Annotated in this window: 14 protein-coding genes; 6 read left to right on the forward strand and 8 right to left on the reverse strand. The window is 38.9% G+C overall.

Features of this window, described 5'->3' with window-relative positions; translation table 11 throughout:
- Nucleotides 1-46: 46 nt before the first annotated feature.
- Nucleotides 47-1,021, forward strand: a complete 975-nt coding sequence (locus tag ACNR9Q_RS04510) for a polyprenyl synthetase family protein (RefSeq protein ID WP_419213419.1) — start codon at nt 47-49, stop codon at nt 1,019-1,021.
- On the opposite strand, the gene ACNR9Q_RS04515 is transcribed toward ACNR9Q_RS04510, so the two are convergent.
- On the reverse strand, nt 981-2,159 hold the full coding sequence (locus ACNR9Q_RS04515) for a lycopene cyclase family protein (protein ID WP_419213420.1): 1,179 nt from the start codon (nt 2,157-2,159) through the stop codon (nt 981-983). The genes ACNR9Q_RS04510 and ACNR9Q_RS04515 overlap by 41 nt on opposite strands.
- A gap of 74 nt (nt 2,160-2,233) precedes the next feature.
- Nucleotides 2,234-4,510 (reverse strand): TonB-dependent receptor, encoded by a 2,277-nt coding sequence (locus ACNR9Q_RS04520; protein WP_419213421.1) that lies wholly within the window; start codon nt 4,508-4,510, stop codon nt 2,234-2,236.
- A 77-nt stretch (nt 4,511-4,587) separates the two neighbouring features.
- Between ACNR9Q_RS04520 and ACNR9Q_RS04525 the strand changes: the two genes are divergently transcribed.
- The 4 genes from ACNR9Q_RS04525 to ACNR9Q_RS04540 all read left to right on the forward strand — a co-directional run bounded on the left by ACNR9Q_RS04525 (nt 4,588) and on the right by ACNR9Q_RS04540 (nt 7,183).
- The gene (locus ACNR9Q_RS04525) at nt 4,588-5,247 is read left to right on the forward strand and encodes a metal-dependent transcriptional regulator (protein ID WP_419213422.1); all 660 of its coding nucleotides are present in this window, start codon (nt 4,588-4,590) and stop codon (nt 5,245-5,247) included.
- Between the two features lie 29 nt (nt 5,248-5,276).
- Nucleotides 5,277-6,098 carry a ZIP family metal transporter gene (locus tag ACNR9Q_RS04530; RefSeq protein WP_419213423.1) on the forward strand — a complete coding sequence of 274 codons (822 nt, stop codon included), beginning with the start codon at nt 5,277-5,279 and terminating at the stop codon, nt 6,096-6,098.
- A 122-nt stretch (nt 6,099-6,220) separates the two neighbouring features.
- Nucleotides 6,221-6,661: a hypothetical protein gene (locus tag ACNR9Q_RS04535; protein ID WP_419213424.1), complete on the forward strand. Its 441-nt coding sequence runs from the start codon at nt 6,221-6,223 to the stop codon at nt 6,659-6,661.
- Nucleotides 6,662-6,760: 99 nt separating this feature from the next.
- Nucleotides 6,761-7,183: a DUF2141 domain-containing protein gene (locus tag ACNR9Q_RS04540; RefSeq protein WP_419213425.1), complete on the forward strand. Its 423-nt coding sequence runs from the start codon at nt 6,761-6,763 to the stop codon at nt 7,181-7,183.
- A gap of 62 nt (nt 7,184-7,245) precedes the next feature.
- Here ACNR9Q_RS04540 and ACNR9Q_RS04545 read toward each other — a convergent pair whose 3' ends face one another.
- A complete protein-coding gene (locus tag ACNR9Q_RS04545; RefSeq protein WP_419213426.1) occupies nt 7,246-7,653 on the reverse strand; it encodes a TonB-dependent receptor plug domain-containing protein in 408 nt (135 codons plus the stop codon).
- A 120-nt stretch (nt 7,654-7,773) separates the two neighbouring features.
- On the opposite strand from ACNR9Q_RS04545, the gene ACNR9Q_RS04550 reads away from it, so the two are divergent.
- Nucleotides 7,774-8,160, forward strand: coding sequence for a DUF423 domain-containing protein (locus ACNR9Q_RS04550; protein ID WP_419213427.1), 387 nt, complete (start codon nt 7,774-7,776; stop codon nt 8,158-8,160).
- Between the two features lie 22 nt (nt 8,161-8,182).
- Here ACNR9Q_RS04550 and ACNR9Q_RS04555 read toward each other — a convergent pair whose 3' ends face one another.
- From ACNR9Q_RS04555 to ACNR9Q_RS04575, 5 genes are all read right to left on the reverse strand, one after another.
- Nucleotides 8,183-8,893 carry a hypothetical protein gene (locus ACNR9Q_RS04555; protein WP_419213428.1) on the reverse strand — a complete coding sequence of 237 codons (711 nt, stop codon included), beginning with the start codon at nt 8,891-8,893 and terminating at the stop codon, nt 8,183-8,185.
- A 42-nt stretch (nt 8,894-8,935) separates the two neighbouring features.
- Nucleotides 8,936-9,688, reverse strand: a complete 753-nt coding sequence (locus tag ACNR9Q_RS04560; protein ID WP_419213429.1) for a DUF4097 family beta strand repeat-containing protein — start codon at nt 9,686-9,688, stop codon at nt 8,936-8,938.
- A gap of 44 nt (nt 9,689-9,732) precedes the next feature.
- The gene (locus tag ACNR9Q_RS04565; RefSeq protein WP_419213430.1) at nt 9,733-10,524 is read right to left on the reverse strand and encodes a HEAT repeat domain-containing protein; all 792 of its coding nucleotides are present in this window, start codon (nt 10,522-10,524) and stop codon (nt 9,733-9,735) included.
- Nucleotides 10,525-10,527: 3 nt separating this feature from the next.
- Nucleotides 10,528-11,049, reverse strand: a complete 522-nt coding sequence (locus tag ACNR9Q_RS04570) for an RNA polymerase sigma factor (protein WP_419213431.1) — start codon at nt 11,047-11,049, stop codon at nt 10,528-10,530.
- A gap of 133 nt (nt 11,050-11,182) precedes the next feature.
- Nucleotides 11,183-12,718 (reverse strand): carboxypeptidase-like regulatory domain-containing protein, encoded by a 1,536-nt coding sequence (locus ACNR9Q_RS04575; RefSeq protein ID WP_419213432.1) that lies wholly within the window; start codon nt 12,716-12,718, stop codon nt 11,183-11,185.
- Between the last annotated feature and the right edge of the window lie 63 nt (nt 12,719-12,781).

Here is a 12,781-nt window from a genome sequence, read left to right on the forward strand (position 1 = left end):
GAACTTTATTAAAGGTTTATCTTATTTTTGAAAAAATTTTCCATAAATGCTTTCCATAAACGAATATAGAAATGAGTTTGTCAATTATTTAAGCTCGAAAAAGTTAACGAAGGAGCCACGAAATCTGTACGCGCCCATTGCATATATCTTAGGTTTGGGGGGAAAACGACTGCGGCCCGTATTGGTTTTGATGACGGCCGAAATTTTTGACACCGACCATAAAAAAGCCTTGGACGCCGCTTTGGCTATAGAAGTGTTCCATAATTTTTCGTTGGTCCATGATGACATTATGGATGATGCGCCCATTCGTCGGGGAGAGGCCACAGTTCATGAAAAATGGGACGTCAATACGGGTATCTTATCGGGAGATGCCATGTTGATCATGGCCTATCAGCTTTTTGAGAATTATGAACCCTCAGTCTTTAGACGATTGGCGATGCTCTTCAGTAAAACAGCTTTAGAGGTTTGTGAAGGCCAACAGTACGATGTAGATTTCGAGGCCCGGGATGATGTCATGTTGCCCGAGTACCTCAAAATGATAGAGTACAAGACAGCGGTTTTAGTGGCTGCCGCATTGAAGATGGGAGCTATAGTGGCCGGGGCCTCTGAAAAGGCGCAGGAGGAGATGTACGATTTCGGACTGAACCTTGGTATCGCCTTTCAACTTCAAGATGATTATTTAGATGTATTCGGAGATCCTAAGACCTTTGGCAAACAGGTTGGGGGAGACATTATCGAAAACAAGAAAACATATCTGTACTTAAGGGCCATGAATTCGGGTTCTGATCAAATTAGGAAAGAACTGGAGCATTTGTATTCCATTCGGCCCAAAGAAACCGAAACCAAAGTAAGTGCGGTAAAGGCCATTTTTAGAAAAACCAAAGCCGATGAAGCTACCCAGGCCGCAATCGTAGATTACACCGAAAGGGCCTTTGATATTTTACATAAACTTGACATTTCAGAAGAAAAGAAGGAGATTCTTAGGCGATTTGGTGAAGATTTGATGAACCGAAAAGTTTAAAAAGCCGTCTAAAAAAGGCTTTAGTAAAAGGAACTTTAGGGCAAGAATTAATATAAGCGAAGTCCTCCCAGATATTGGTTTCCTCATCAAGGAATTTAAATACCAACTGTGGACTCCTCGCTTTGAATAGATCCTCGAATATTTGATGTCCCTTCGCATTATCGGTATAAAGCACATCCAAGAACAATAGATCGTAGTACCAGAACTTGTTCTTCAATTTCAACTTTTTCACGGGTTCTCCCTGTTTTAAAAGAGCAATTAATTTTGGGATTTTTTTTGAAGTGCTCATTAAGGTGTACCCAGTGCTCGGTTTGGCCCAACCTCCGGCGGTACCTATATAGCGTACCCTGTTGGTATGGAGCTCCCTAAAGTCATAGCAGGTCATTGGGATGCTTCCTTTCTCCGTGTCCAGTATTTCGTAGGATTCCGTAGTAAACTTTGACGAGATATAGTTTTTGATCGCGTTTTCATACTCCTCTTTTCTCAATAGGTCTTTAGAGAATAAGGTGTATTCGATGAGCGCCGTCGTCTCGCTAAAGGGTAAAACGTACATGAACCTCGTATTTCCTTTCTGGGGAACTGAAAAATCCATGTAGGTCACTTGATCCGGTACAAATACCGGATGTTCCGTTTTGATGGTCCAACCGATGAAATGCTGTTGAAGAACAGGGTATTTCGACTGTTGGGTGGCCATTTGGTAATTAAAAATACTGTTGAATACGTACTTGCCCGTGTAGCTTCCCTTGGTGGTTTTTACGCTTACCGATGTGAGGGTTTCGGAAAGGTCAAGAACTTCCTCTTGTCTAAATTCAATGTTGGGGTAGTGGGCAATCCGGTTTAAATAGTGATTATAAAAATCGATACCCCGGATCATTTTATACTGGTACGGGGCGATATCCGTTTTTTTTGAAATTTGCTTTCCTTCAAAATGGATCTTATCCCAGGTCCTGTTCAAAATGGATTCAAATTGGCCCTTGCCTTTTTCCCAAAAACACCACGTACGGTCGTTCACGGATTTTGCATCTTTATCAAGAAGTAACACCTTTTTATCCGAAAAGTAATTATCCCTTCCAATAGCATCCGCTAGTAAAAGGCCAGATGCACCGGCGCCGATAATGATATAATCGTAATTGTTCATGAATTTCTCAAGATGCAGCTGAATGGTCCTTTCAGCGGATTCAAAAATACGAAATCCCCGTGGTCTTTTTAGGGCTAGTTTATGGTGTAGCGAAGACCTACAAAAGATCGGATGCCTTGATTGGGTCCATACACATACGTGGGGTCAAAGGTTAGTCCATAAGGGTTATTGGTCGTGGCAACGGCATTTCCGTTGACATCAAAGGTAACCTCCTTGTCAAAAGGATCGTTCGCTCGGGCGATAATGAAGGGATTTCCCCGGTTGGGAGTCCAATCCAATAGGTTCTTAACGCCTGCATAGATTTCAAAACCCTGTAATCCAGTAAAGGTGAACTGAATGTTCTGTATGCTCCATGTGGGTGAAAATTCATTTCTAGGATCATTTTCACCTAAAGTGGGTAAACGCATCGGTCCGTATATATTACCGGTATAATCAATGATGAGGTCCCACGGCCTAAGGGTATAGGCTAAACTCCAAGTACCTGAAAAACTTTCGGTCAATAGCTGCCTTCTGCGTATGCCATTTTCGGTATTGCTTACATCTTGGTAGGTACCCCCTAGGATAATCTTGAGTCCGTTCGAAAAGGCCACATCGAGATTGGCGCTTACACCCTGTGAAATGGAGGTGCCGTTCAAGTTGTCATAAATGATCTGGTTGGGATTGGTTTCATAATCGGGAATAATAACGTTTTGAAAATTGGTGTAAAAGATGGAAGCGTCCAGCCCCACGAACGTACCGTTATCTCCGTATATCTTTTTAAGGTAATTCAAGTTGAGGTTAAAGGATCGTTCAGGTTTTAGTTCTTCTGCAATGATGACATCGCGGGCACCGGTTAAGGCGGCATGTTCTTCGGTAAAAAGATTGACCACCCTAAAACCGGTTCCGGCGTTTAACCTTAAAATGTCGTTATCCGTAAACTTATAACGATACGCCGCCCTTGGGGTAAAGATATGACCATGACGTTGGTCATAATCATAGCGCGCTCCTAGCAACAGAGAATTTTTACTGGAAAATGCGATTTCATCCTGTACAAAAAAACTGGGAATAATGACTTCGTCCGGTTGGTTACCATTGGCGTTGCTTGTGGCTGGGGTGCTGTCATCATAATAATTATAGCGGATAGCGGTTCCGAACAGCATACTATGTTTCGCGAAGGATTTGTCCCAGGTGAGCTGCCCAAATCCGATGCGTTGATCTGCCAGATAGGGAACATCGCCGTAAACCGAATTTTGACTGTGGTCATTGTAGGAAAAGGACAATAGGAGTTGTTCCTCCACTGGAAGCTGATATTTGCCGAGGACCTCCCACCTTCGGGTATAGATACTTTCACCGTAGATTTCGTCCCCTCCCCTAAATTCTGGGGTCCATTGTAGCTCTCCACCCCATCGGTCTTCATAAAAATAACGCCCGGCAAGGGAAAATATTCGGGCATCCTTCCTTTGGAAATTCCATTTCTGGAAAATGGAGATCCGGTCTTGTAGGGTAAAATCGGTAAAATTGTCCCCGTTGTTGTCTATAGGGTTGTCATACCGAAAGTAATTGACCCCTAAGAGCGTGTTGGTCTTCTTGCCGAAGTTTACTTTCGTCCCGATATCCAGATTGTATTCACCACAATCGGTCATAAAACTATCCGCAAAGAATTCAGGAGCGGTAAGGTTGTTTTTAGTGATGATGTTAATAAGTCCGCCCACGGCTTCGCTACCGTACAAGGTTGAGGCGGGGCCTTTTACGATTTCAATTTGTTCGATGAGCGAATTGGGTATTCCAGATAGCCCGTAAACGGTACCCAAACCACTTACGATGGGCATCCCATCTATGAGAACCAAGGTATAAGGCCCTTCAAGGCCATTGATATGGATGTCGCCGGTATTGCAAACGTTGCAATTGATTTGTGGCCGTACCCCATTGACGTTCTGCAACGCTTCAAAAATATTCGCCGTTGGATTCTTCTTAAAGAAGGTGGGTTTGTACACTTCCACCGGTACCGGACTTTCCAGTCGGCTCACCGGTTTTAAGGTCCCGGTAATCACCATCTCATCTAAAGATTCTGTGGTGGGTTCAAGATTGATGTCAAGCAATACATCTTTTTTTTCATGAATATTCAGTACCGTACTAAAAGTCTTGTAACCTAGGGTAGAGGCAATAAGTGTGTATTTTCCTGAGGGTACCCCTTTAAGGATATAATATCCGGCTTCATTTGAAGACGCACCAATTTGGGTATTCTTTAAATAAACATTAACGAATGCCAAGGGTTCACCATTGGAAGTAATCGTTCCAGAGGTGGTAACTTCTTGAGTATAGGCAATATTCCAAATAAGTAAAGAAAAGGCTAAAAAAATAATTTTAAACATCTAAATGAATATTTAGATAAAACTAAAAAATTGTTTTTACATATAAAAATGTACTTTTGTAACTATACTACGTTGAGATGACCTTATCGGAAGAAGATTACATAAAGACGATTTACCATTTAAGTGAAACAGAGAAAAAATCTGTTTCTACCAACGCCATTGCAGAGCAGATGCACACCAAACCATCTTCTGTAACAGATATGGTTAAAAAGTTATCTGATAAATCTTTGGTAAACTACAAGAAATATAAAGGAGTTTCTCTTACGGATGATGGGCGTAAAGTGGCCCTTTCCATTATAAGGAAACACCGCCTTTGGGAAGTTTTCTTGGTGAATACCTTAAAATTTTCTTGGGACGAAGTTCACGAAGTGGCTGAACAACTGGAACATATTAAAAGTGAGGCGTTAATCGATAAGTTGGATAAACATCTTGGATATCCAAAAGTAGATCCGCACGGTGACCCTATTCCATCGAAGGATGGAACTTTTAAAAAGTCCGTCAAAAAACTGATTAGTGAACTTCCTGTTTCAAGTCGGGGTGTTTGTGTGGGTGTGAATGATTCATCAGCGGCTTTCCTGAAATTTTTGGACAAGAACAAAATAGCGTTGGGAGACACGTTCACAATTTTAGACAGGGAGGAGTTTGACGGGTCGGTTACGTTAAATTCGAGTGCAGGAAAAATAAGAATTTCAGAACAGATAGCAGCAAACCTGTACTTGGAAATTGGAGATGAGTAAAGGGTTGAAATAACAGAAAATAAAAAATCATGGAATCGATTATTGCCTATTTTGAGTCTATAGACCCAGTTCTTGCGGCATTTTATGCAACCCTTTTTACTTGGGGGTTAACGGCCTTGGGTGCTGGTTTGGTTTTCTTCTTTAAAACTATGAACAGGGCCGTTTTAGACGGCATGCTCGGGTTTACAGGTGGCGTAATGGTCGCTGCAAGTTTTTGGAGCTTGTTGGCCCCGGGCATTGAAATGAGCCCTGGCGCGGGATTCGTTAAAGTGATACCGGCAGCTGTAGGTTTTTTAATGGGATCACTTTTTATCTTCGGATTGGATAAAATTCTACCCCATCTGCACATCAATTTTAAGGAAAGCGAGGCAGAAGGTGTAAAAACGCCGTGGCACAGGACGACACTTTTGACTTTGGCCATTACCTTACATAATATTCCAGAAGGTTTAGCGGTGGGTGTTTTGTTCGGAGGTGTTGCAGCAGGTTTTGAAGGTGCGTCCATCGGTGGTGCCGTTGCGCTGGCCTTGGGTATTGGTCTTCAAAACTTTCCGGAAGGTTTTGCAGTGGCCATGCCATTGCGTAGACAAGGGTTAAGTCGAACCAAAAGTTTTATGTTCGGGCAAGCATCGGCATTGGTAGAACCCATTGCCGCGGTTCTTGGTGCTTGGGCCGTTATGACCTTTCAGCCCATTTTACCATATGCACTTTCTTTTGCGGCAGGAGCTATGATCTTTGTGGTCGTAGAAGAGGTCATTCCAGAGACCCAACAAGATAAATATACAGATATCGCTACCATGGGGTTCATTGGAGGTTTTATCATTATGATGACCCTTGATGTTGGTTTGGGATAGGATTTGTATTCGAATTTAATCTAGAAAACGAATGGGGATATGTTTTTTAGTATTCCAGTAATTTAAGTAGATTTTATGCGTTTAAACGAATAGAACGCAAATAGTAACTTTCAAATATACTCATGAATTTTAGTAGAAATCTTCGGTTTTGGAATGTGATATTGGTAATCACTCTAATCCTTTGCATTTCGGTACTGGCTTTGCACTATAAAAATTGGATAAAAAGTGATCAGCAAGCCCTAAAGTTAACATCTGGATTTTATCATGTGGCCATCCCGTTTAAAGATTTGGACAGTGTGTTTTTTGTGGAAAGAATTCCGCCCATGATACGGCTGAACGGATTCTCGGCACTTGAAAAGGAAAAGGGCCTCTTTAGAGAATTCAAGGATTCACTTACCGATAAAAAGGTACATGTCTTTGTAGATAATATCAATCATCAGAAACTGAAATTGGTATATAATGATTCACTATACGTTTATTTCAATTTAAAAGATTCGGTCAAAACTACCGACCTTAAAAATGATATTCTCTCTAAAATACAATCACATAAAGTTCCAAATTAATGTTTATGATTAAAAAATGCTGCAAGTATACTTTTCATATGATTATATATTAAAATTGGCATCAAAATTGAATCTTCCTCGTTAAATCGATTTTTTTAAATGAAAGTTATAAAACTATTAATGGTACTTTTTTTTGGTACCGTTTCGAACTCAATGTTAGCACAACATAACCTTAGTTTACATGTAGCCGGAGTTAAGTCCGATGATGGAAATGTTTGCTTTGCCATTTATTCAAATGAAAGCTCATTTTTAAAGTATGATGAGGTGTTCAAGTTTGGCTCCCAGAAAGCGGTGAAGGGTAAGACAACCATTGAAATTGAGGATTTACCCGACGGCAATTACGCCGTAGCCATTTTTCATGATGCGAACGGAAATAAAAATTTGGATACGAATATGTTCGGTATTCCTAAAGAGGAAATCGCTTTTTCTCGAGGAAAGATGAAAATGTTCGGTCCCCCTAAATTTGATGAATGTGCCTTCATCTTAAATTCAAATATGGAACTAAACATTATGTTGCAATAGTGGTTCTACGTTTTAATTTAAGGAATAAAATTAGTTCTCAACATAGGCTAAGGAGCTAATGCTTATTTGTATGTTGTAATTACAATTACCCCATTGGCGGCCCTTGTTCCATACATACCTGCATCAGCACTTGATAAAACTATGATTTTCTTCACATTGAAACTTTTAACGGCTTCATTTAATGAGGAAAAGGAATTCCCAATTTCATAACCGTCTAAAATATAAAGCGGTTGTTGCGTCTCTGAACTACCAAAGGAGCCGGAGCTTTTAGTAAATACAGGAACACCATTTCTTTTAATTATTCCCGGTAATTGCACCAAACGATCGAGTAAGCTAAGATTCGTTCTATTCTTTTCATCTAGTTCCTCTTTAAAATTTGAATGAGAAGTGGTGGTTTGCTTTGAAGAACTACATGAAAATGATAGGGTGTTAATCAGTAAAACAGCTATAAGAAGAATTCGATATTTCATTTAACTCATATAAGTGTCTTAAAAATAGGATAATTTTTGCATGTTACTATCCCATAAACCTATTGCTTAAAGCTAAGAAAAGACTGAGAAAATGAAAGTATCTTTGTCAAAAATTAAGGTATGGTTTTACTCGCTCAATTGGTTGGTACTCTTTATGGTTTATTGGCTGTAATCTTTGGTGCGTTTGGTGCTCATGTGCTAAAAAAAACATTTACGGCCGAGCAGCTTAACAGTTTTGAGACTGGTATTAAATATCAAATGTACCATGCCCTTTTGATAGTGATGTTGAGTTTCAACTTTAACTTGGAAACTGCCTTGGAACAAAACATGATGTATTGTTTTTTGATCGGTACGTTTCTTTTTTCCTTCAGTATTTATGGCCTATGCCTAAGTGCTGCAAAAGGGCGCAAGATGAGGTTCTTAGGACCTATTACCCCTATTGGAGGTCTGCTTTTAGTAATAGGATGGGCCCTTTTGTTATATTCCTTTTTCAAGAACCTGATTTGAAAGAACTCTAGCAACAAACACATTATAATCGAAGGTACATATTGCCATTAATGGTGTTTAGACGTAGACTGTTCTTAGCATTTTGAGTTCTGCCTTCTATTTTTTGTCCCACCATTCGGTCATCAGAAGTGAATTTCAACTTTTCATCGGCAAAAATGTTACCATGTATGGTCTCTGCAACCAAAGTTGTATTTACCATTTGAAGATCTATTTCACCATTAATTGTTTTTAAGTTCAGTTCTCCAGAATAGTTGGCTATTGCAATATTACCATTGATGAGGTCTGCTTCAAAATCTCCTTCAATAATATCGGATTTTAAGTTGCCATTAATGCTACTTATTCTAAACTTGGCATTTTTGGGAACATAGATCACATAATCAAATTCATATTCATCTCCCACGTTAAAATAATGCTGTTTTTTGCCGGATACTTTTTCTCGATCTTCCCATATTTTTTTGAATATAGATTCAGAATTATCTCCGATTTCAATTTTTGAATCGCTTTCATCGACTGTTACTTGAAACATGTTCAGGTATTTTTCCTCTGCCATACTAATATTCGCTTTTACATAGATAGATGGTTTGTCCCATGTTTTAACTTCGATATTCGAAGCAAATTTGAGTGCCATATCAATATATCGATTTTTGAAATCGATGTTTTTCTCGATAGTTATTTGTGAATTGGTTGTAAGGCTGATGATCCCTACTACTAAAAGGGTAATTAAATTTTTCATGCTGTTTTTGTTTTTTGATGGTGTAACTGCTTTTAGCAGTGATTATTTTTTTCTTAGATAAATATTTCCGGTGGCGGAGTTTAACTGAATCTTGACACCTCCATTATTGATAGAACCTTTAACATTTTGGGTCGAGATGGCTTTTAATCCGTTTTTATCAGGAACGTTTAAATCGAAATTGGTATAAATTTCACCCATGGTAGAGCTTAACGCAAGGTCTGCCGGGGTATCTTTGGGTAAGGTCACATCAACCTCTCCTGTGGCGGTTGAAATGGTTATGGGAGAAGATTGATTTACTTTTGAAAATATGACCTCTACGGTTCCTGTATTTGAATTTGCCGTAATGGGGCCGGTAACATCTAAAATTGTGATATTTCCTGTTACTTCGGCACTTGCCTCTATTTCGCCCCCAAATCCTGATATTTCAATATCGTTCAAACCGTTGCTTTTTACGGAAATGTTTTGCTTGCTAGGCAGGTAAATTTCAGTGCTATTATCCGATTTCTGTAAGTTTCTAATAATTAGGTTATTCCCTTCTTTGAAAACATAGAATCCCACCCCCGTATTATCGGTACCCCCTTCGCCTACTAATTTCAATCCTTTGGCTTTTTCGGGGAAGTTTAGGGCCTCTCCACCTTTTATGAATAGGTTGTCTTTTGAATGGGTCTTTATGGTGATATGGGCTTTTGACTCTATTTTCACCCACTCAACTCCGGTCAAGGCCTGCGTAAAATCTTGGGCATTGGTTAAAAGAGCGGTTAGGAAAAATGCAAGTGTAATTTTTAATTTTTTCATGACTGTTCGTTTTTTGATGCTTCGACTTAGCTCAGCACGGGTTTTTATATGATTGTTGGTAAAAGTGATTCAATTTGTTGCTTTACAAAGGGTTGCACATCTTCTTGTTCCATTAATTGACGCATGGGTCTTACTGCTTTTTTTTCTTGTATCTTGACTAGAATTTGAATAATCATTATTTGAATGTTCGGATCTTTTTCAATTCCTAAAGCTTCGATAAATGATGATGTTACAGTTGCTGATTTGGAGAATTTGGCCAGTGCTTCAACCGCATTTAAGCGTACATTGGTGTTCTCATCATGGAGCATCCTTTCAGACAAGGCTTTCACAATAGCTTGGTCAGGGTTTTCAAATTCCTTTGTAAAATTGACCCCTTGAATGCGTTTGCTGGCAGATTTATTTTCCATTAAGGATATCATGGCCACCTGCTTCATATCCATATTCGTGCTTTCTGCGGCAGCGATCTTAACGCTAGACCTCTGCTTTTCTTGATATGAGCCAAGCCAAAAAGAAGCGATCAATAGGGCAATACTGGCCGCTAATTTTAGAAATGTATGCATCGCGCTGTTTTTCGTTCTGGTCGGCTTGGTGTTGAGAGCAATGACATTCGTTTCTTTTTCTTGTTCCAATTGTTCAAAGAACTTATGCCTTAATTCATCGGTCGGTAACTCTTCTTGGTCTTGGTCAAAAGCCTTGAAGATAGTTCTAAATTGTTCCAATTCATTTGAACATTTTTTACACTGTTCGATGTGACGCTCCACTATTCTGTTTTGGTCAGGGTCTAAAAGAGTATCGAGATAATCTGGCAATAGATCTTTTATATGTTCTTGTTTCATATTTTAAATATTTTCAAAATAAATTACTTTCAATTTTTGTAATGCCCTACAGACCTTCGTTTTAACGGCTCCCGGCGTGCTACCCACAATTTCGGCCAGTTCGGCATATTTTATTTTTTCAAACCTGTTCATAAGAAGCAGTTCGCGATCTGAGTGGTCAAGCTTTTCCAAAGCTTTTTGCAAGTGGGAATAATCCTCAATTTCGTCCACCCGATCGGGTATTTGAAGGGAACTTGTATTTAAATCTTCTGTCCGCTCTTTATTTCTTCTATAGTGTGTATGAAGACTGTTCCTGGCGATGGTGAACATCCACGACACAAAACTTCCATTGTTATACGAGTTTCTATATTTCATCAGTTTATAGAACACTTCTTGAGTAATATCTTCACTTAACATTTTATCCCTTGACATCTTATAGAGAAAGTTATAGACATGTACGTGGTGTCTTTCGAAGAGAATCTTGAGTAGATCAAGATCGCCCGCGGCCACCTCAGCCATTAATTTCTCATCGGTATGCTCGTTCAAGACGGAATGCTTTTAGTTGGTATTTATTACTATATAGTCTGGAAATTACAAAAGGTTACAGGAACAACTAAAAAAATCGCTTCAAGGACCATTGAAGCGATTTTTAATAGGGATTCGGAAGGAGTAGAATGAATTATTTTATGGGATCATCTTCAGAAGTAAACTCCTTTATGGCCGTGTTGGGCTCTATAATGTTGTAACCTTTCCAAAATTCTGGATCATAGTTCGGCATGTAGGTGGGCAATATGGCATTGTTTTCTTTATACGATTCAAATTCACTTTGGCTGATGGTCTCTGTATCAAAGACTACGATTTCATTTTTTTCGATATCCGTTATGACAAAATCCACTTTTCCCGAAAGCTCATTCTGTTTGTTCCTACCCTTTACTACCTTATTTTTTTCAATGATTTTCAAAGGTCTTTTAATTCCGACCCGAGTACCTTTTTCAGATTCAAAATACCTTAATCCGTAAGTGCCGGTCGTTTCTTTATAAAAAATAACTTTCCCTTTTGATAAATAGGTATTGGCAGATATGCCCAGAAGGCTGAACTTTTTAACAGGTTTTATATTTTCGAAATCGGCACGGATCAGTGCGAAATCATCGGAGTTTATATAGAGTGTGCCTCTGTAATCGGCAGAACCCTTAGAATTAAAATCCACTACATATACGGCATCATTGCCCAAATAGGTAAATTCTTTTAGGGTGTATTCATATTTTCGTGATTTGTGGATAAAATTAAAATCGGAATCTTCATTGATCGGTAAACTCATGAGTAATTCTCCCAATTGTTCTTTTCTATAATTGGCGAAGTCTTCCTTTCGTTTTTGCTCATTCTTTTTCTTTTCCTCTAACACCTCGTTCACAGCGGCCACATCTGTTGAATCAGTTTCTGTTTCGAAAATTTCATCGGCGTCTATTTTAGTGCCGAAAAGTCCCGATTTTATTTTGAAGTAAGAATCTGTACGTACATTTTTCTTGATGATATCATTGAATTTGGCCTCAAGTTTTTCCAAATCCAAATCCTTGCTTTTGTCATAAAGCTCAGACGCTTTAATCAAATTCAGTTTTTGGGTTTCTTCATTGAAATTTCCATAGAGGTCACCTAGTATTTCGGTATAAAAACTGTTCGATTTTGGGATCGTATTGATTACACTATCTAGAAACTCTTGGTTAAAAGCATCAATCGTAGACTTTTTAATGGTAAAGTCGCTTTTGGTCATCCGATTAAAAGAAGAATTTCTAAAGAAGAGTCTTTTTTGCGATAACACCTCTGGATGATTTTTTTCCAGATTTTCTTGAACCAAGTCCATGATTTCATCAGCGGTATAATTTTTATTTGAAACGATGACCTCCTTTAGTTCTATAGCTTTTGGACTTAGAAGTATATAATTCGAATCGAATTCGGTCAATGGTTTTGCGACCGATTCGTAACCGATACAGGATATAAAAAGGGAGTCCGTTTCTTTTATCGCTTCATCTAAAATAAAACTGAAGGTTCCCTCTTCGTTCGTAATTACGCCCTTTTTGTTTAAAATAACGGTCGCATAGGGAATAGGCTCCCTGCTTACACTATCCAAAATTTTAGCGTTTAAATGTTGGGCCACCATTTGTGGTACGTTTGCTACTAAGAATAAAAATAGGAATAGGTGGAAAGGTTTGTTGCTCATGGTTTTTAGTTATACCGTTGCAATCTAAACGAACCTAGCTTTGAAACGTTACAATTTTAGAAA

This window comes from Maribacter sp. X9 (assembly GCF_048537565.1).
Lineage (GTDB): Bacteria > Bacteroidota > Bacteroidia > Flavobacteriales > Flavobacteriaceae > Maribacter.

Excerpts from the sequence above, each read along its gene's own strand:
- ACNR9Q_RS04510 (WP_419213419.1), top strand. The coding sequence starts at position 47 with ATGCTTTCCATAAACGAATATAGAAATGAGTTTGTCAATTATTTAAGC.
- ACNR9Q_RS04515 (WP_419213420.1), bottom strand. The coding sequence starts at position 2,159 with ATGAACAATTACGATTATATCATTATCGGCGCCGGTGCATCTGGCCTT.
- ACNR9Q_RS04520 (WP_419213421.1), bottom strand. The coding sequence starts at position 4,510 with ATGTTTAAAATTATTTTTTTAGCCTTTTCTTTACTTATTTGGAATATT.
- ACNR9Q_RS04525 (WP_419213422.1), top strand. The coding sequence starts at position 4,588 with ATGACCTTATCGGAAGAAGATTACATAAAGACGATTTACCATTTAAGT.
- ACNR9Q_RS04530 (WP_419213423.1), top strand. The coding sequence starts at position 5,277 with ATGGAATCGATTATTGCCTATTTTGAGTCTATAGACCCAGTTCTTGCG.
- ACNR9Q_RS04535 (WP_419213424.1), top strand. The coding sequence starts at position 6,221 with ATGAATTTTAGTAGAAATCTTCGGTTTTGGAATGTGATATTGGTAATC.
- ACNR9Q_RS04540 (WP_419213425.1), top strand. The coding sequence starts at position 6,761 with ATGAAAGTTATAAAACTATTAATGGTACTTTTTTTTGGTACCGTTTCG.
- ACNR9Q_RS04545 (WP_419213426.1), bottom strand. The coding sequence starts at position 7,653 with ATGAAATATCGAATTCTTCTTATAGCTGTTTTACTGATTAACACCCTA.
- ACNR9Q_RS04550 (WP_419213427.1), top strand. The coding sequence starts at position 7,774 with ATGGTTTTACTCGCTCAATTGGTTGGTACTCTTTATGGTTTATTGGCT.
- ACNR9Q_RS04555 (WP_419213428.1), bottom strand. The coding sequence starts at position 8,893 with ATGAAAAATTTAATTACCCTTTTAGTAGTAGGGATCATCAGCCTTACA.
- ACNR9Q_RS04560 (WP_419213429.1), bottom strand. The coding sequence starts at position 9,688 with ATGAAAAAATTAAAAATTACACTTGCATTTTTCCTAACCGCTCTTTTA.
- ACNR9Q_RS04565 (WP_419213430.1), bottom strand. The coding sequence starts at position 10,524 with ATGAAACAAGAACATATAAAAGATCTATTGCCAGATTATCTCGATACT.
- ACNR9Q_RS04575 (WP_419213432.1), bottom strand. The coding sequence starts at position 12,718 with ATGAGCAACAAACCTTTCCACCTATTCCTATTTTTATTCTTAGTAGCA.